Below are 15624 nucleotides of genomic sequence, written 5' to 3'. Positions count from 1 at the left end.
GCTCAGCCACGCTGATCACCGCTCACGACTCCAGGGGGATCAAAGACAGGCTCTGAGGTCACCGACGCCCACCGGTCGGTTCTCCGCGCAGGTCGCAGGTCGCAGGCCGTGGCCGCTGCGCCCCGCCCCGCCGATCGGCGATCCGTGACGGACCCGGGACACCGATGCGCCGGGTGAGTCACGGTCGGTCCCAGGCCGGACCGGCGGGGCAGGGCGTGCGGCCGGATCGGCAGGCCTGCGGCCGATCGTGTGACGGCTCAGCCGAGGCGGTCCTGCCACAGGCTCCAGGCGATCGCCGTCGCGGCGAACAGGGCGCACCAGGGCAGTGCCGCCCCCGCCGCCCACAGCACGGCGGCGACGAGCACCACGTCGGGCCCGCTCACCACCTGAAGGATCAGCCCCATGGGCACGGCGCCGCTGACCGGGTCGAGCGTCCCGCCGGTGTGGTAATCGATCGGCGGGCGCTTCGCCGAGCGCAGCAGCCCGGCCAGGCAGACCAGTCCGATGGTCGCCGCGGTGCCGGCCCAGAACGTGCCAGCGACGGCCGGTGCGGTGGCCGCCCCCCACAGCAGCGCGGCAGAGGCGGGGACCACCAACACTGTGAGGCGGATGGTGACGTCGGAGAACGGCAGCATGCGTCGCAGCGCCGCGCTGCGCGCGGTGAGTCGCAACCCGCTCGCGAGCCTGCCGAGTGCCAGGTATCCGATGATCAGCGTGACGGGCATCGTCCACAACGAGGGGAGCAGGGCGGCCGTCACGTAGGGCAGCACTCCCAGCGCGGCCCACCAGCCGATCGACGAACGGCGACGAAGCACTCGTCGAAGCTCGGCGCGGACCAGTGTCGATGCGCCCCGCCCCGTCAGCAGGGTGCTGCGGACCGTGGCCCTGCGCCGCCAGCGCCGCTGGTCCAGCAGGTCCGCGAACAGCGACACGTCCAGCCAGCCGACGGTCAGGCGCACCGCCCCGGTCACCTCGGCCGCCTCGTTCAGCGCGCCCCGATCGATCCGGCCTGCGGTTCGACGTGCCGCGATGAGACTCCAGGACGCAGCGAGCGCGGCAGGCGCCGCGAGCGCCGCCAGGGGCAGCGCGGGGGGAGCGGGCAACGTCACGTCCAGCATCGTGGACAGGCCCGCCAGCGTGGCGAGGAGACCGCCGAGCGCGGCGGTCAGGATGCCGATCCTGGCCACCCCGGCCGGGCCTGCCCGGTGCGTCTGCGCCGCAGCGGCCCGACTGAGGGCGGTCACGCCGATCGCTGCACCGAGCACGGCCGACCAGAGCAGGTCGAGATCGGCGACCCCGACGGTCAGGGCCGCGCCGGAGACCACCACCAGGGACAGCGCCGCTGCCACCGCCGTCGAGGCCGCGAGCCTGCGCCACAGCAGGGCGCCTCGGTCGACTGGAGTGGAGAAGAGCCAGGTCATGCTGGTCGAGGAGGCCGAGAGCGGACCCAGCTCGGCCGCCGCGCGCAGCGCCAGCCCGAGACAGGCGAGGACGGCGGCGACGACCAGCCAGCCGGTCGCCGCCGGGTCGGCGGGCGGGCCTGCGGCCTGCGACCAGTCCAAGGCCGCCAAGACCGTCTGCACGAGGAGGCCGCCGGGGATCACCGCGTACAGCAGACCCTCGTAGATCCGCCCCGCCACCGTCGTCGTCGAGGAGCGTCTGCGCCGTCGGGACCGCAGCAGCTGCCGCAGGGTCCGCGCGGAGACGGGGGCCTGTTCTGGCGGGTGTGGCGCGGTCGCCGCTGTCGAGATCGTGCTCACCGGGCCACCTGTAGCTGTTCGTCGGCCACGGCCGAGGCCATCTCGGCGTCGTGGCAGGAGAGGAGGATGGCCACCCCGGCGGCCTTCTCCGCGAGCAGGCGTTCGGCGAGCCACTGCTTCCCTTCGGCGTCGAGCCGTTGTTCCGGCTCGTCCAGGACCAACAGCTCCCGAGGTCGGACCAGGCACGAGGCCAGGCCGAGCCTGCGCCGCTGGCCGGAGGACAGCGCGCCGGGAAGTCGGTCGGCGACGGGGCTTAGCCCCAGCTCGTCGAGGACGTCGTCGAGCATCGCCTCGGGTTCCGCGTCGCCGTGCGCCCGTGCCAGCAGGTCGAGGTGCTCGATCACCGAGACGTCGGGGAAGAAGTCGACGTCGTCCAGCCCCACCGCCATCGCCGCGCGGATCAGCGGATCGCTCTCGCGGATCTCGCGGCCCGCCCAGCGAACCTCGCCCTCGTCCGCGTGATCGACCCCGGCGACACACCGCAGCAGAGTCGTCTTGCCCGCGCCGTTGGCCCCGACGAGCACGGTGGCCTTGCCGGGAGCGGTCGTGAAGCTGACACCGTCCAGGATGGTGTTCGTCCCGAACCGGCGGACGAGATTGCTTACCTCAAGCACGCTTCGAGCTTAGCCATTGATCGAGATCACCATTCTCGATCACTGGAGCTGAGGGCTGACCTGCCTCGACGTCCGATACGGGTCCGACTCTCGACCCGGCAGACCAGGGCAGGGTCCCATGGTCGCCCGAGCAGGCCCCGGCGGGGCCGAAGCGCGTCTTCGACGCCGTGACAGGCGCGTTCCCGACGCGCGTCCGACCGTCGCCCGGTGGCTTTGTGATCTTGATTTGGGCATAGTGGTGATCGTCGGTGTTCGTCCATCGCAGCGTGGAAGGCAGAGCGTGAGCAGCAAGCGACCGGGAGTCGCCGGGCAGTCGGGCGGCCCGCCCAGACGGCGTTCCGACGGGTCGTCTCGGCGTCGTGAGGAGCTGCTCGGCATCGCCGCCCGCCTGTTCGCGACCCAGGGCTATCTCGCCACCAGCGTCCGGGAGATCGCCGACGAGGCAGGCATCCTGTCCGGGAGCCTCTACCACCATTTCGACTCCAAGGAATCACTGGCCGACGAGCTGCTGCGCGGGCTGCTGGCGGCGCAGCGAGGTGGCTATCAGCAGGTGCTGGACGTGGGTGGTCATCCTCGGGAGGTGCTCGCGGGGCTGCTGCGCGCCGATGTCGCGCTCCTGGACACTCATCTGGAGGCCGTCGCGGTCTTCCAGGCGGAGCGGAGGCACCTGGCCCGGGTGGATCGCTTCGCCTACCTCGATCGGCATCGCCGCTGGGTGCAGCGGCAGTGGACGACGCTGGTCGGCGAGGGACAACAGCTCGGTGCCTTCCGGAAGGACCTGGACGGCTCGGTGCTGTACCGCCTCGCGCACGAGGCCGTGTGGAACGCCGCCCACTGGTTCAATCCCCGAGGGCGGACGACGGCCGCCGAGTTGACCGAGCAGTACCTGAACCTGCTCTTCGACGGGCTGCTCACGCGGGACACCGCGCCTGCGGACGTCGATGTCGCCGACGGCCTGCCGACGGTCCGGCCGAGGCAGCCCGCCGATGAGGACGCCCGCCCGGCGCCGTCGGCGGACGACCTGTCGATTGAGGACGCGGCCGGGCCGGTTCGGGAGGCAGCCCTACCGGTGGTCGGGGACCCACGACACGCCCCCGGCGACGGCGCATCCGAGGCCGACGAGTGATCTGACCCGCCGAGAGCCCTGGTCGGCTGCCGGTGAGTGCTGCCCGTCAGTCGGTGTCAGGGCCTGCGTCGTCGGGCCGGCGCGCGGCGCGGGCCTGCCTACGGCAGGCGATCAGACCGACCGCCTACCGGCCTGCCCCGCCCGTCCGGGCGGGGCAGGCCCGTTCTCAGCGCAGGGCGTGCTCGTAGATCTGCCGCATCGCCTCGGCATAGCGGTTCGGGGTCAGCGACTGCACCCGGGACCGGGCTGCCTCGCCGAGCCGTTCGGTGGCCGCCGGGTCCGCCAGCAGCCGCAGCAGCGCCGCGCCGAAGCCTTCCGGGGTGTTCTCGGCCAGCACGGCGTCCTCGCCCAGCGGGCCGGAGGCGTGCAGCGCCGGGTCACAGAGCACCGACGGCCTGCCTGCCAGCGCCGCCTCCTGGAGCACCAGGCCCTGCGTGTCCGTCATGGACGGGAAGGCGAAGACCTGAGAGGCGGCATAGCCCGCCGCAACGACGTCCGGCGGCTGCTGCCCGAGGATGATCGTGTTGTCGGTGATGCCGTGCTCGGCGAGCAGCTTGGTCAACCACCGTCGCTCGTACACGGCCCCGATGAGCACGAGCCGTGCCGACGGCAGCTTCTCGACCACCTTGGCGAAGGCCGGGGCGAGCAGCCCGATGCCCTTCTCCCGGTTGATCCGGCCGACGAACAACGCCACGGGTGCGTCGGGGGGGATGCCCCACGCGGCCCGCAGCTCCTCGGCGGCCTTGGGCTCGGTCCTGGGCAGATTGATCCCGGCGGGCGCGACGAAGAGGCGGTCGCTGTGCGTCGTCAGCTTCGCCCGGTCGAGGATCGCCGCGGTGGGGGCGACGATCGCGTCGGCATCGCCCAGCAACAGCTGGTTGATGGCGTCGATGAGCGCGCCGCGTCGTTCGACGTCCTCCTCGACCTCTGGCGGCGGGGTGCCGAGCCTGCGCGCGTAGAGGCGCATCATCGTCCGCAGGCCGATGGCCGGGATGCGATACGCATCGACGTAGGCGTGCAGGTCGGTGTGGTAAGTGTGCACGATGGGCAGGTTCAGCGACCGCGCCACGAACAGGCCGAGCAGTCCCATGGGTCCCGGCGTGTGCACGTGGACGAGGTCCGGCTTCCACTCGGCGAGCTGCGCGACGTGCCTGCTGCGCGGCCAGGTGAGCCGCAGGCCCGCGACGCCGCAGGGCATCGAGCCGAGCTGTAGGACGCCGGGTTCGTTCTCCTGCTTCGGGTGCCGGGGCACCACCAGCATGCTGGGATGTCCTGCGGCGGCGAGGCTCGACATCAGCGTGCGCACCGAGGTGACGATTCCGTCACGTCGCGGCAGGTAGGTGTCGCTGAAGTGCAGCACGCGCAACTGCCGGGACCGATGACCGGAGTCGTGCGTGCCGACCTGCGCCGGGATCATCGGCGGAAAGTGCAGTGCTCGTCGTCGAAGGCGAAATCTGCTTCGTCTCGTGCCTGCGCGCCTCAGGAGCGGGGAAATCTTTCTGATCCTTCCATGCAGGAACACTGATCCAGTGGATGTGGACAACCCAAAATACGGGGCGCCGAGGTCTGGCGGGAACCTTTCCCGACGGCTGGTCGGAGTGTCCCGTTCGTCACCCTCAGGGAGCAGCAGAGCTTCTCATGTCGGATGCCGGCCAGGCCGACTCCCGTCGAAACGGGCGAGTCGGACTTGCTATTCCACTGCGTCTGTGTTCGGCGATCGTGCCGAGCCGACGGGTGATGCCTGACGTCACCCGCGAGAGCTTGTCGATCGATCGTCGAGATGTCCGGCGGAGGACGTCGATCGAAGGCATGGATACCGAGCCGAGCTGCACGGCGGATCGCACAGGTGCCGAGCGGAGCGTGCTCGCCGATCGTCGGCTTGCTGGTTCGAACATGTCTCCAAGACTCTTCCTGCTCGCGCTGCCGGTGCGGACCACGCCTGGGCGGCGCCCGCTCCGCCGTCGTTGTCGAAACGGTGACACACCCTGGCCGACGGTTCAATTGTGAAGTGATGTTTTCGGGGTGAAACCAGGGTCGTCTCAGGGCTTGCCCGACGGGTTCATTCGTCGTTCGCGGCCCCGAGGCCTGGATGTCAGCCCAAGGCCGCCCGGGCGATCTTCGCGACCACCCGCACGGCGATATCCTCAGACGCCCGTCGGGGCGGCTCGTCGGGTCCGGCAGGCAGTCGTGTCTGATGGGTGACGGACAACCGAGGATTTCGAGTCGACCCGGAGGTGGGCACGCTGGACATCGAGTGGCGGGAACTGGTCGAGGCACCGCTGAGCTCTGAGCTGACGCTGGTGCTGGGAACGGGCCTGCTCGCCTTGGTGCTGGTGGCCCAGCGGCGATTATGGCGGGTGACCCGCAACGTGGTGACGATCGTGCACGAGGGCGGCCATGCCCTCGTGGCGTTGATCACCGGCCGCAGGCTCATGAGCATCCGGCTGCACTCCGACACCTCGGGTGTCACGGTCTCGCGGGGACGTCGGAACGGTCCTGGGATGGTGTTCACCGTCCTTGCAGGATACCTCGCCTCCCCGTTGCTGGGGCTGGCCGCCGCAGCCGCCATGGTCTCGCAGCGTCACGTCGTGCTGCTCTGGGTGACGGTCGGGCTGCTCGCGGCGATGCTGCTGCTCATTCGCAACCTCTTCGGCGTGGTCTCACTGGTGCTGACCGGTGCCCTGGTCTTCTGCGTCTCCTGGTTCGCCCCCGAATCGGTCCAGGTGGCGTTCGGCTACGCCTTCAGCTGGTTCCTGCTGTTCGGCGGTGTGCGCCCGGTGCTGGAACTCCGCGTGCTGCGCCGGGGGCCCGGTCCGAGGGACTCCGACCCGGACCAGCTCGCCCGCCTGGCGGGCGGCTCGGCCCTGCTGTGGACCGTCGTCTTCTTCCTCGTCGCGATCGGCTCGCTGGCCTTCGGCGGCCTGATGCTGCTCTCCTCGCCGAGCTGAGCCGCCTGCGCGGCGGGGCGGGCGCGGGCTCCCGCCGCCTCCGCACTCAGCGGGCCGGCCTGAGGGCGCCCCGTCATCACGGACGGCCTCCGTCGCGGCGAGGCGACGGAGGCCGTCTGGTGATCGAGGCGAGCCCGAGGTCAGCCGAAGTCGTCGGGGTTCATGCCGATCCTGGTATCCGAGTTCAGCCCGGTAACCGCCGCCATGTCGTCCTCGGTGAGGGCGAAGTCGAAGACGTCGATGTTCTCCGCGATCCGGGACGGGGTCACGGACTTGGGGATCACGACGTTGCCGAGCTGGATGTGCCACCGCAGCACGACCTGGGCCGGGGTCTTGCCGTGCTTCTCGGCCAACGCGGTGATCGTCGGGTCGGTCAGCAGGCCGCCCTGGGCCAGCGGGCTCCAGGCCTCGGTGATGATGTTGTGGCTCGCGTCGAACCGGCGCAGTTCCGCCTGCACCAGGTTGGGGTGCAGTTCGATCTGATTGATCGCGGGCACCACCGCGCTGGAGTCGAGGAGTCGTTCGAGGTACGGGACGTGGAAGTTGGAGACGCCGACGGCACGGGCCCGTTCCTCGTCGAGCAGCTTCTCGAACGCCCGCCAGGTGTCGACGTAGTGCCCGCGCTTGGGCTGCGGCCAGTGGATGAGGTACAGGTCGACGTAGTCCAGACCCAGCTTCTCGATGCTCTCGTCGAAGGCGCGCAGCGCGCTGGCATAGCCGTGGTCGTCGTTCCAGAGCTTGGTCGTGACGAAGACGTCCTCCCTCGGCAGGCCCGAGGCGCGCAGCGCCCGACCCACCGCCGCCTCGTTGCCGTAGACGGCGGCGGTGTCGATGCTGCGGTAGCCCGCGGCCAGCGCGGCGGTGACCGCGGCCTCGGTCTCGGCGTCGGGGATCTGGAAGACGCCGAAACCCAGCTGCGGGATCTGCACTCCGTTGTTCAGTGCGATGGAGGGAACCTGCGGCATGGTCTGTCGACCTCCTGGCTCGAAGACGGTGCGAGCCGAGCCTGCCGCGCCGGTCGAAGGACGTCGGGCTCGGCTGCCGCCGACCAGTCTCCCAGCACTGGCCGCCGCCCGCCCGGCCGAATGACGGCGGCCCGTGCCTGGACTCGCACCGTCTAGCGGGTCTGTTGGCTCGGGTAGGGCAGCAGTGCCATCTCCCGCGCGTTCTTCACCGCCCTGGCGACCTCTCGCTGCTGCTTGGAGTTCAACCCGGTGACCCGCCGAGCCCTGATCTTGCCTCGATCGGACAGGAACTTGCGGAGCAGCCCGACATCCTTCCAATCGACGTGCTCGACCCCTTCGCGCTTCAACAGGTTGACCTTGCGCTTGAGCGGGCGAAGCTTGCCGTTCTTCGGCTTCGGTGGCATCGCAGACCTCACCAACTCGACTTCCGCACGCCGGGCAGTTCGCCCGCGTGTGCCATCTCCCGGAACCGGATCCGTGAGAGCCCGAAGGTCCGAAGGTAGGCACGCGGCCTGCCGTCGGAGACGTCCCGGTTCCGGATTCGGGTGGGGCTGGCGTCCCTCGGCAGGCGTTGCAGGGCGAGCTGCGCCGCGTCCTTCTCCTCGGTGCTGGACCGAGGCGATCGGATGGTCTCCTTCAGCGTGGCTCGCCGCTCGGCGTGTCGCGCGACGATCTCCCGGCGCCGGTCGTTCTTGACGACCTTGGACTTCTTCGCCATCAGCGTTCCTCCCGGAACTCGACGTGCCTGCGGACGACCGGGTCGTACTTCCTGATGCGCATCCTGTCGGGATCGTTGCGCCGGTTCTTCCTGGTGACGTAGGTGTAGCCGGTGCCTGCGGTGGACCGGAGCTTGATGATCGGACGCGTGTCGTTGCGGGCCATCTAGAACGCCACCCCTCTGCTCCTCAGCTCGGCCGCCACGGACTCGATCCCACGGCGATCGACGATCTTGATCGCCGTGGTCGACAGTCGCAGGCGGATCCAACGGTTCTCGCTCGCCAGCCAGTAGCGGCGGCGCTGCAGGTTGGGTTCCCATCGTCGGGACGTGCGAACGTGCGAATGCGAGATCTTCTTGCCGTAGCCCGGCTTGGCGCCGGTGACCTGACAGACGGCGGACATCGCTTCCCTCCCTCTCCTCGCTCGGCGTCGGTCGGCCCGTGCGGACGACCGAGCGCTTCGAGACTATGACAACCATTTTCAATAAACGTCACGGGGGGTCGGTGCCGAGGCGGTCCGGCCTGCGGGGCGGGCGATCGGCGGGGTTCGCCGTCGTCGGGCGGCTCGCCGGGGCCGCCGTGGAGTTCTCGGGCGACATGCGCCGTCATTTATTGGTAATGATTGCCATTATCTACTAACCTTCGCCTCCCGGCCGGTCGACGGCTGAGCCGGGAACCGAACGAGAGGGTGAGGTGGAGGTCCTTGACTGCGGCGGAGCGGAATCCGTCCCTGGTCGTCGTCGCGGGGTTCGCGGCCGACGGCGCGGCGCAGGTCGCCGATCAGCTGTGCGGACCGACCACGGCGGTGATCCATCATGATCTTCGGCTGATCACCCAGGGTGTGGTGCGGCGCAGGCTTCGCGCCTTCGGCGCCGATGTCACCACCGCCGTGGAACTGGCGCACGGCTGTGTGTCGTGCACCCTGCGCGAGGACCTGCTGCCGCTGGTGCGCAGGCTGATCGACGGCGGCGGGCTCTCCCGCATCGTGCTGCACCTGGACCCCGCGCTGGAGCCGGAGGCGGTGTGCTGGGCGTTGCACCACGTCCTCGTCGACGACCGGCCGATCCTCGCCGATGTCGAGGTGGCGGGTGTCCTCACTGTTCTCGACGAACGGAGCTGGCTGGACGACGCGGGAGGCGACGAGCCGATCGCCGAGCGCGGCATGGCAGCGAGCGTCGATGACGAGCGGACCGTGGCTCAGGTGCTCGTCGGGCAGGTGGAGTTCGCCGACGCGCTCGTCCGGGCACACCAGGCCGAGGAGCCCTGGGCCGCCGCGCGGACCGCCGCAGTGCTCGACCGACTGGCTCCGACAGCGCCCCGAGCGGCGCTGTCCGGGCTCGACGTCGAGAGCCTGCTGGCCAGGGTGCCGTCGGGGGCCCGGCGCGGGATGGTCGACGACGCGCACGGCCCGCTGCTGCGCGGGCAGCCGCCGCTGGACTCCGACTGCGGAGTCGCGACGGTGCTCTTCCAGGACCGCAGGCCCTTTCACCCGGACCGGTTGCACGAGGCGATCGACGTCCTGCTCGACGGGGTGATTCGCACCAGGGGCAGGCTGTGGCTGGCGACGCGGCCGGGCGAGATGCTCTGGCTGGAGTCGGCGGGCGGCGGCCTGCGGGTGGCGCCCGCGGGCCCATGGCTGGCCGCCGTCGACGCTGAGGCCTGGGCGGCTGCCTCTGCCGAGCGACAGGCGGCGGCGGCACTGCGGTGGGACGCTGTCTACGGGGATCGGGTGCAGGAGTTCGTCGTCATCACCCATCGCGCGGACCCCGAGGAGATCTGCGCCGCGCTGCGCAACGCCCTGCTCACCGACGTGGAACTCGCCGAGGGCGCGGAGGCCTGGCAGCGCTACGAAGATCCGTTCGGAGCCTGGCACAGCGATCCGTGCGAGGACGACGACACCGGCCGCGACGGAATCGACGTCGTGGCCGTCGAGAGGAAGGACGAGAGGTGAAGAAGGATATTCATCCCGACTACCACCCGGTGGTCTTTCGGGACTCCTCCACGGGAGACGCGTTTCTCACCCGCTCCACGATCACCTCGGAGCGCACGGTGGAGTGGTCGGACGGCAACACCTACCCACTGGTGATCGTCGACGTCAGCTCCTCGTCGCATCCGTTCTGGACGGGAACGCAGCGGCTGGTCGACACGGCCGGTCGGGTCGAGAAGTTCCGTCGACGCTACGGCGAGCGGGCCAGGCCGAAGTCGGGGGACTCCTGATGGCGGTTCCGAAGCGGAAGACGTCCCGCAGCAACACCCGGCATCGCCGCTCGCAGTGGAAGGCGGCCGTGCCGGACCTGGTTCCCGTCGTGATCGAGGGAAAGCGGGTCCTGGTGCCGCGCAACCTGATGCGTCATCTCCACCGGCAGTCCTGAACTCCAGCGAGGACGCCGCCTGCGGGGTCCGGCCGAGACGGCCGGGCCCCGCAGACGTGTGACGGGGTCTGCCGTCGATCCCGTCGCCGGATCGCCGTCCGAACTCGTCTTCGGCCCTGCCGCTCTCGACCCTGCCTGCTCTCGAACCCCACCGCCGGTGACCCCAGCGTCGTCGTCGCCGCCGTGCCGGTCCGCAGGCCATCGGGGCTCGGAACTCGGCGGCACCGATGGATTCGGCGGTCGGTCCGACGTCGTCTGGCGTGGGACCGAGCCTGCTCGGCTCGGTCTCGCTCGGGAGACGAGGTCGGGGTGTTCCACCAGAATGGTAATGACTATCGTTGGCGCTAAAGCTTTCGTCGGGGCCAGGAGAGACGCAGGTGTCGAACATGAGCATGGGCGAGGTCTTCAGCGCCGGGCATGTCGAGTTCAGCCGCTGGTCGCCCCTGCTCTGGGAGCCGCTGGGCGAGCAGCTGGTGCGGGTGAGCGCGCCGCAGCCGGGCGAACACGTGCTCGACGCCTGCGCGGGTGCGGGCGCCTCGGCGATCCCGGCGGCCAGGGCCGTCGGCGAGCACGGCTCGATCGACGCGGTCGACCTCGCCGAGCGCCTGCTTGCCGAGGGGCGCGCTCGCGCGGCGGAGCTGGGGTTGTCGAACATCCGCTTCACGACCGCCGACGTGACCGCCTGGCCCGCTCCTGACGGCGGATACGACGTCGTGCAGTGCGCCTACGGGATCTTCTTCCTGCCGGACATGGACCGCGACGTGACGCGGCTCGTCGGCCTGCTCCGGCCCGGCGGCCGGATCGTCGTGAGCACCTGGGACGAGGGTGCGATCAGCCCGCTGCCCGAGGTGGCGATGGCGGCGGTGCGGCGGGAGCGGGACCTGTCCGCGCCCGTGACCTCGCCCGGGAATCCGGCGGGGCGGGTGAACAGCCCGGCGAAGCTGCGTGACTGGCTCACCGGGCTCGGCCTGCGGGACGTGGCCGTCGAACAGGTGCCCTTCCGGACCGCGTTGACGCCGGACCTCGCCTGGGCGATGGCCGCCGGATCGGCGCTGCGCGGCGTGTTCACGGGTCTCGACGAGGCCGCGCTGGCCAGGGTGAAGGCGGACTACCTCGCCGAGCTGGCCCGTCGGGAGCAGCACACCCTGTGCGGCGACTCGTTGATCGGAGTGGGCGTCCGAGGCTGAGCGGCCGCAGGTCCGCCCCTCGCGTGTCGTCGGCTCAGCTCCGGATCTTCGGCGGGAGCGGCGGAGCGGGTGGCGCGGCGTCCGGATCTGGCGTAGGTGCCGGTAGTCCGTCTCGGCGGCGCGAGAGCGCCACCCCGATCAGGCAGAGCGCGCCGCCGAGCAGCGCGAGGGGCGGCGGGACCTCGTCGAGCAGCAGCAGCCCGCCGAGGATCGTCAGCGGCGGCACCAGATAAGTCGTGACGCCGAGTCGCCCGGCGTTCATCCTGGCCAGGGCGTACGCCCAGGTGCTGAACGCCAGTGCGGTGGGCACCAGCCCCAGGTAGATCAGCCCGCCGATCTCGGCGGGTGTCCCGCCCGCCAACTCCCCGATCAGTCCGGGTGCGAAGGGCAGGCAGACCACGGCGCCGATCGTGCAGGCCAGCCACGTCACCTGGAGCGCGGGCAGCCTGCGCAGGACGGGCTTCTGGGCGAGCACCCCGATCGCATAGGTGATCGCGGCCACGACGCAGAGCAGCACCCCGCCGAGCTCGACCTCCCTGGCCCCGGCCGATCCGACGCCGATGATCACCGCCCCGCCCATCGCCACCGTCGCGCCGATCAGCAGCCACCGGGGGAAGCCCTCGCCGAGAATGCTGCCCGCCAGCAGCGCGATGAGGATCGGGCCTATGTTGACCAGCATCGAGGTGGTGCCTGCGTCCAGCGAACGTTCCGCCGCGTTCAGTGCGATGTTGTAGATCGCGAACCAGGACACGCCGCACAGCGCCAGCAACGTCCATTCCCGGCGGCTGGGCGTCACCCACGAGCGGCGGACGAGGAGGAGGACGCCGAGCGCCAAGGAGCCTGCGAGGAGCCTGCCCAGCGACAACGGGCCGGGAGAGAAGGTCTCGCCCACCCAGCGGATCGCCACGAAGGCCGAGGCCCAGGCGACGACGGTCACGGCTGCGGCGCCGAGCGCCCGTCCTGTCCGGTCGGGTCCGGCCGGGGATGCAGCGGAGGTCGTTGTGCTCACCGATGGACGGTAACGGCGTGAGACTTCGGGAACCGGCGAAATCCGGACGTGGTACCTGCCGCTACGGTGCTTCCCCGGAAGCGGTGCGGGGCCGATGGCACCGGGCCCGATGCGATCCCGCCAGGGCGTCTGATCCGAGGTGAACCCGGACGTGATCAGCGTTCCACGTGGTCCGCCCCGTCGAGCAGCCTGGCGACGGCCTCGGCGGTGGGGGCACTCTCCGCGTCGCCGGGAACGGTCACCGCGCAGGCGCCCGCCGCGTTGGCCGATTCGAGGCAGCGGCGCAGCGAACGGCCACCGAGCCTGCTGGCGAGGAAGCCCGCCGCGAAGGCGTCGCCCGCGCCGACCGGGTCGACCACGCGGACGCGATGTCCGTCGGCGAGCACCACGCCGCCCTCGTGCACCGCGTAGGCACCCGCCTCGGTGTGCACCACCACCACGGAGGCGCGGATCGTCGACCGGTACTCGGCGACGGCCTCCGGCACGCTCGACCCGGTGAGCACCTCGGCCTCGGCGTCGCTGAGGAACAGCACGTCGGCGCGGGCGGCCAGTGCGCCGAGCAGCTTCGAGGGATCGCGATCTCGCAGCAGCCGTCGACGGATGTTGACGTCGAAGGACAGCGGCACGCCCGCCTCCTCCGCCGCGTCGGCCATCGCCTCGACGGCGGCGGCCGAGGAGTCGGACAGGGCCACCGAGATGCCCGTGAGGTGCAGCAGCCGCGCGCGCCGGACCAGGTCCAGATCGACGTCCTCCGGCGTGAACCGGGAGCCCGCGCAGTCGTCGCGGTAGAACCGGACCGTCAGCTGCTCGGGTGCGCTCCACTCCTTGACGTACATTCCCGTGTTCGCGCCGGGGTCCCGGCGAAGCCCCGTGACGTCGACGCCCTCCCCGCGCAGAAACGACGACACCTGCTCGCCGAACTCGTCCTGACCGACCCGGCCGAGGAACCCGACTCGCAGGCCCAGCCTCGCCAGCCCGGTCGCCACGTTGACCTCGGCCCCGCCGACGCGCTTGGTGAAGGTGTGCACGTGACGCAGGGGCCCGGTATGGGCCGGGTCGAACACGATCAGGCCCTCGCCTGCGGTCACCACGTCGATCACGTGTGTCACGTCGTCGTCCTTCCGGTAGGCCGCTTCGTCGCCTTCATCGGGCGCGTGCGGACGGCCCGATCGACCACTTCCGTTCGAGTGATCATGATGTTAGCTCAGTTCCCACTGATCGGAAATATGTACCGACTATCGGTACATGAGGGGAGCGGTGGGGGTCATGAGGTCGATGGACGTCCGGTACGCCACCAACCCGGACGACGCACGGTCCTATGGAACAGCGGAGCTGCGGAGCCGATACCTGGTCGAGGACATGTTCGTTCCCGGCGAGCTGCGGCTCACCTACAGCCATCAGGATCGCGTAGTGCTCGGCGGGGCGATGCCCGCCGAACGGCCGCTTGCGCTGGGCGTCGACGACGCCGTGCGCACCGACTACTTCTGCGAGCGTCGGGAGCTCGCGGTGTTCTGCATCGCGGGCGAGGCGACGGTCACCGTCGACGGCGTCGTGCACGACCTGGCAGGCCGGGATCTGCTCTACATCGGCCGAGGCAGCAGGCAGATCTCGCTTGCCGCGCGGGCGGGCGGCGAGCCGCCGAGGCTCTATCTCTTCTCCACACCCGCGCACGAGACCCATCCGACCGTGCTGGTCCGTGCCGATCAGGTGACACCGGTCGACCTCGGCACCGCCGAGGAGGCCAACCGGCGACGCCTGCGCCGCTACGTCGACGGCACCCTCGTGACGAGCTGTCAGCTCATGATGGGCTTCACCGAGATCCTGCCCGGCAGCGTGTGGAACACCATGCCCTGCCACACCCACGTCCGCCGCACGGAGTGCTACCTCTACTTCGACCTGGACGAATCGGCCAGGATCGTGCACTTGATGGGCAGGCCGACGGAGACCCGACATCTCGTGGTCGCCAACGAGCAGGCCGTCATCTCGCCGTCCTGGTCCGTCCACTCGGGAGTCGGCACCGCGAGCTATTCGTTCGTCTGGGCCATGGCGGGGGAGAACTACCGCTTCGAGGACATGGATCACGTCGACATGGCAGAGCTGCGATGACGGCGGGCGAGCTGTTCTCGTTGCGCGGCCGGACCGCCCTGGTGACCGGGGCCCGCACCGGCCTCGGCCGCGCGATGGCGGTGGCACTCGCCGAGGCGGGCGCCGATCTGCTGCTGCTCGGACACGGCGGCGATCTGTCACCGGTCACCGACGAGGTGCGGGCCCTGGGCCGGACGGCAAACGTCGTCACCGTCGATTTGGCCGACCCGGACTCGGTCGTCCCGGCCGCCGAGGCACTGCTCGCCGATCATCGGATCGACGTCCTGGTGAACAACGCCGGCATCATCCGCCGGGCTCCCGCACTGGAACATCGGCGTCGCGACTGGGACGAGGTTTTGGCCGTCAACCTGGACTCGCTGTTCCTGCTCACCCAGGCGCTGGCGCGGCCGATGGTGTCCCGGCAGTCCGGGAAGATCGTCAACATCGCCTCGCTGCTGAGCTTCCAGGGCGGCATCACCGTGCCCGGCTACACGGCGAGCAAGCACGCGGTCGCGGGGCTGACCAAGGCACTCGCCAACGAGTGGGCGCCCTTCAACGTGCAGGTCAACGCGATCGCGCCGGGTTACTTCTCGACCGACAACACCGAGGCGCTGCGCGCCGACCCGCAGCGCCACGACGCGATCCTCGCCCGCATTCCCGCCGGTCGATGGGGCGAGGGCGCGGATCTCGCGGGCGCGGTGGTGTTCCTCGCCTCCGCCGCGTCGGACTACGTCACCGGGCAGGTGCTGGCGGTGGACGGTGGCTGGTTGGCCCGCTGAGGCGCCCTCGGCGCCGCCCGCCGCGCGGATGTCCCGCTCATCGGTACATTGTGGCCTTCCGGT

Annotated in this window: 18 protein-coding genes; 8 read left to right on the top strand and 10 right to left on the bottom strand. The window is 70.6% G+C overall.

What is annotated here, in order from left to right; translation table 11 throughout:
• Positions 1-257 precede the first annotated feature (257 nt).
• Positions 258-1760 (bottom strand): DUF6297 family protein, encoded by a 1503-nt coding sequence (locus tag UA75_RS21705; protein WP_075741834.1) that lies wholly within the window; start codon positions 1758-1760, stop codon positions 258-260.
• A complete protein-coding gene (locus UA75_RS21700) occupies positions 1757-2374 on the bottom strand; it encodes an ABC transporter ATP-binding protein (RefSeq protein ID WP_075741833.1) in 618 nt (205 codons plus the stop codon). The genes UA75_RS21705 and UA75_RS21700 overlap by 4 nt, the downstream gene beginning before the upstream one ends.
• Before the next feature lie 280 nt (positions 2375-2654).
• On the opposite strand from UA75_RS21700, the gene UA75_RS21695 reads away from it, so the two are divergent.
• Entirely contained in the window at positions 2655-3500 is an 846-nt protein-coding gene (locus tag UA75_RS21695; RefSeq protein ID WP_075741832.1) for a TetR/AcrR family transcriptional regulator, read from the top strand.
• Between the two features lie 166 nt (positions 3501-3666).
• Here UA75_RS21695 and UA75_RS21690 read toward each other — a convergent pair whose 3' ends face one another.
• Entirely contained in the window at positions 3667-4917 is a 1251-nt protein-coding gene (locus UA75_RS21690; protein ID WP_075741831.1) for a glycosyltransferase, read from the bottom strand.
• A gap of 781 nt (positions 4918-5698) precedes the next feature.
• On the opposite strand from UA75_RS21690, the gene UA75_RS21685 reads away from it, so the two are divergent.
• The gene (locus UA75_RS21685) at positions 5699-6448 is read left to right on the top strand and encodes a M50 family metallopeptidase (protein WP_232237357.1); all 750 of its coding nucleotides are present in this window, start codon (positions 5699-5701) and stop codon (positions 6446-6448) included.
• Between the two features lie 140 nt (positions 6449-6588).
• Here the strand turns inward: UA75_RS21685 and UA75_RS21680 are convergent, their stop codons facing one another.
• The 5 genes from UA75_RS21680 to rpmB all read right to left on the bottom strand — a co-directional run bounded on the left by UA75_RS21680 (position 6589) and on the right by rpmB (position 8532).
• A complete protein-coding gene (locus UA75_RS21680; RefSeq protein ID WP_075741830.1) occupies positions 6589-7413 on the bottom strand; it encodes an aldo/keto reductase in 825 nt (274 codons plus the stop codon).
• A gap of 152 nt (positions 7414-7565) precedes the next feature.
• The gene (gene rpsR, locus UA75_RS21675; RefSeq protein ID WP_075741829.1) at positions 7566-7817 is read right to left on the bottom strand and encodes a 30S ribosomal protein S18; all 252 of its coding nucleotides are present in this window, start codon (positions 7815-7817) and stop codon (positions 7566-7568) included.
• Between the two features lie 8 nt (positions 7818-7825).
• On the bottom strand, positions 7826-8131 hold the full coding sequence (rpsN, locus tag UA75_RS21670) for a 30S ribosomal protein S14 (protein ID WP_075741828.1): 306 nt from the start codon (positions 8129-8131) through the stop codon (positions 7826-7828).
• A complete protein-coding gene (rpmG, locus tag UA75_RS21665; protein ID WP_075741827.1) occupies positions 8131-8295 on the bottom strand; it encodes a 50S ribosomal protein L33 in 165 nt (54 codons plus the stop codon). Before rpmG ends, rpsN begins: the two co-directional genes overlap by 1 nt.
• Complete coding sequence (rpmB, locus tag UA75_RS21660; RefSeq protein ID WP_075741826.1) at positions 8296-8532, bottom strand: 50S ribosomal protein L28; 237 nt, start codon at positions 8530-8532, stop codon at positions 8296-8298.
• Positions 8533-8832: 300 nt separating this feature from the next.
• On the opposite strand from rpmB, the gene mrf reads away from it, so the two are divergent.
• From mrf to UA75_RS21640, 4 genes are all read left to right on the top strand, one after another.
• Entirely contained in the window at positions 8833-10080 is a 1248-nt protein-coding gene (gene mrf, locus UA75_RS21655) for a ribosome hibernation factor-recruiting GTPase MRF (RefSeq protein WP_075741825.1), read from the top strand.
• Positions 10077-10346, top strand: a complete 270-nt coding sequence (locus tag UA75_RS21650) for a type B 50S ribosomal protein L31 (protein WP_075741824.1) — start codon at positions 10077-10079, stop codon at positions 10344-10346. Before mrf ends, UA75_RS21650 begins: the two co-directional genes overlap by 4 nt.
• Positions 10346-10501 (top strand): 50S ribosomal protein L32, encoded by a 156-nt coding sequence (gene rpmF, locus UA75_RS21645; RefSeq protein ID WP_075741823.1) that lies wholly within the window; start codon positions 10346-10348, stop codon positions 10499-10501. The genes UA75_RS21650 and rpmF overlap by 1 nt, the downstream gene beginning before the upstream one ends.
• 386 nt (positions 10502-10887) lie before the next feature.
• Positions 10888-11688 carry a class I SAM-dependent methyltransferase gene (locus tag UA75_RS21640; protein WP_075741822.1) on the top strand — a complete coding sequence of 267 codons (801 nt, stop codon included), beginning with the start codon at positions 10888-10890 and terminating at the stop codon, positions 11686-11688.
• Between the two features lie 34 nt (positions 11689-11722).
• On the opposite strand, the gene UA75_RS21635 is transcribed toward UA75_RS21640, so the two are convergent.
• Both UA75_RS21635 and UA75_RS21630 read right to left on the bottom strand, forming a co-directional pair.
• Entirely contained in the window at positions 11723-12697 is a 975-nt protein-coding gene (locus UA75_RS21635) for a DMT family transporter (protein WP_083683448.1), read from the bottom strand.
• A gap of 155 nt (positions 12698-12852) precedes the next feature.
• The gene (locus UA75_RS21630; RefSeq protein ID WP_083683446.1) at positions 12853-13806 is read right to left on the bottom strand and encodes a sugar kinase; all 954 of its coding nucleotides are present in this window, start codon (positions 13804-13806) and stop codon (positions 12853-12855) included.
• 157 nt (positions 13807-13963) lie between these two features.
• On the opposite strand from UA75_RS21630, the gene kduI reads away from it, so the two are divergent.
• Entirely contained in the window at positions 13964-14803 is an 840-nt protein-coding gene (kduI, locus tag UA75_RS21625; protein ID WP_198042806.1) for a 5-dehydro-4-deoxy-D-glucuronate isomerase, read from the top strand.
• A complete protein-coding gene (gene kduD / locus UA75_RS21620) occupies positions 14800-15561 on the top strand; it encodes a 2-dehydro-3-deoxy-D-gluconate 5-dehydrogenase KduD (RefSeq protein ID WP_075741819.1) in 762 nt (253 codons plus the stop codon). Before kduI ends, kduD begins: the two co-directional genes overlap by 4 nt.
• Positions 15562-15624 lie beyond the last annotated feature (63 nt).

Source organism: Actinoalloteichus sp. GBA129-24 (genome assembly GCF_001941645.1).
GTDB lineage: Bacteria > Actinomycetota > Actinomycetes > Mycobacteriales > Pseudonocardiaceae > Actinoalloteichus_A > Actinoalloteichus_A fjordicus.
The sequence above is the reverse complement of the archived record's forward strand: the minus strand, read 5'-3'. Positions and strand labels throughout refer to the sequence as shown.

Bases quoted from the DNA above. Each gene is read 5' to 3' on its own strand.
- rpmG (WP_075741827.1), bottom strand. From the start codon at position 8,295: ATGGCCCGCAACGACACGCGTCCGATCATCAAGCTCCGGTCCACCGCA.
- kduD (WP_075741819.1), top strand. From the start codon at position 14,800: ATGACGGCGGGCGAGCTGTTCTCGTTGCGCGGCCGGACCGCCCTGGTG.
- rpsR (WP_075741829.1), bottom strand. From the start codon at position 7,817: ATGCCACCGAAGCCGAAGAACGGCAAGCTTCGCCCGCTCAAGCGCAAG.
- rpmF (WP_075741823.1), top strand. From the start codon at position 10,346: ATGGCGGTTCCGAAGCGGAAGACGTCCCGCAGCAACACCCGGCATCGC.
- UA75_RS21690 (WP_075741831.1), bottom strand. From the start codon at position 4,917: ATGATCCCGGCGCAGGTCGGCACGCACGACTCCGGTCATCGGTCCCGG.
- rpsN (WP_075741828.1), bottom strand. From the start codon at position 8,131: ATGGCGAAGAAGTCCAAGGTCGTCAAGAACGACCGGCGCCGGGAGATC.
- UA75_RS21680 (WP_075741830.1), bottom strand. From the start codon at position 7,413: ATGCCGCAGGTTCCCTCCATCGCACTGAACAACGGAGTGCAGATCCCG.
- UA75_RS21640 (WP_075741822.1), top strand. From the start codon at position 10,888: ATGAGCATGGGCGAGGTCTTCAGCGCCGGGCATGTCGAGTTCAGCCGC.
- kduI (WP_198042806.1), top strand. From the start codon at position 13,964: ATGAGGTCGATGGACGTCCGGTACGCCACCAACCCGGACGACGCACGG.
- rpmB (WP_075741826.1), bottom strand. From the start codon at position 8,532: ATGTCCGCCGTCTGTCAGGTCACCGGCGCCAAGCCGGGCTACGGCAAG.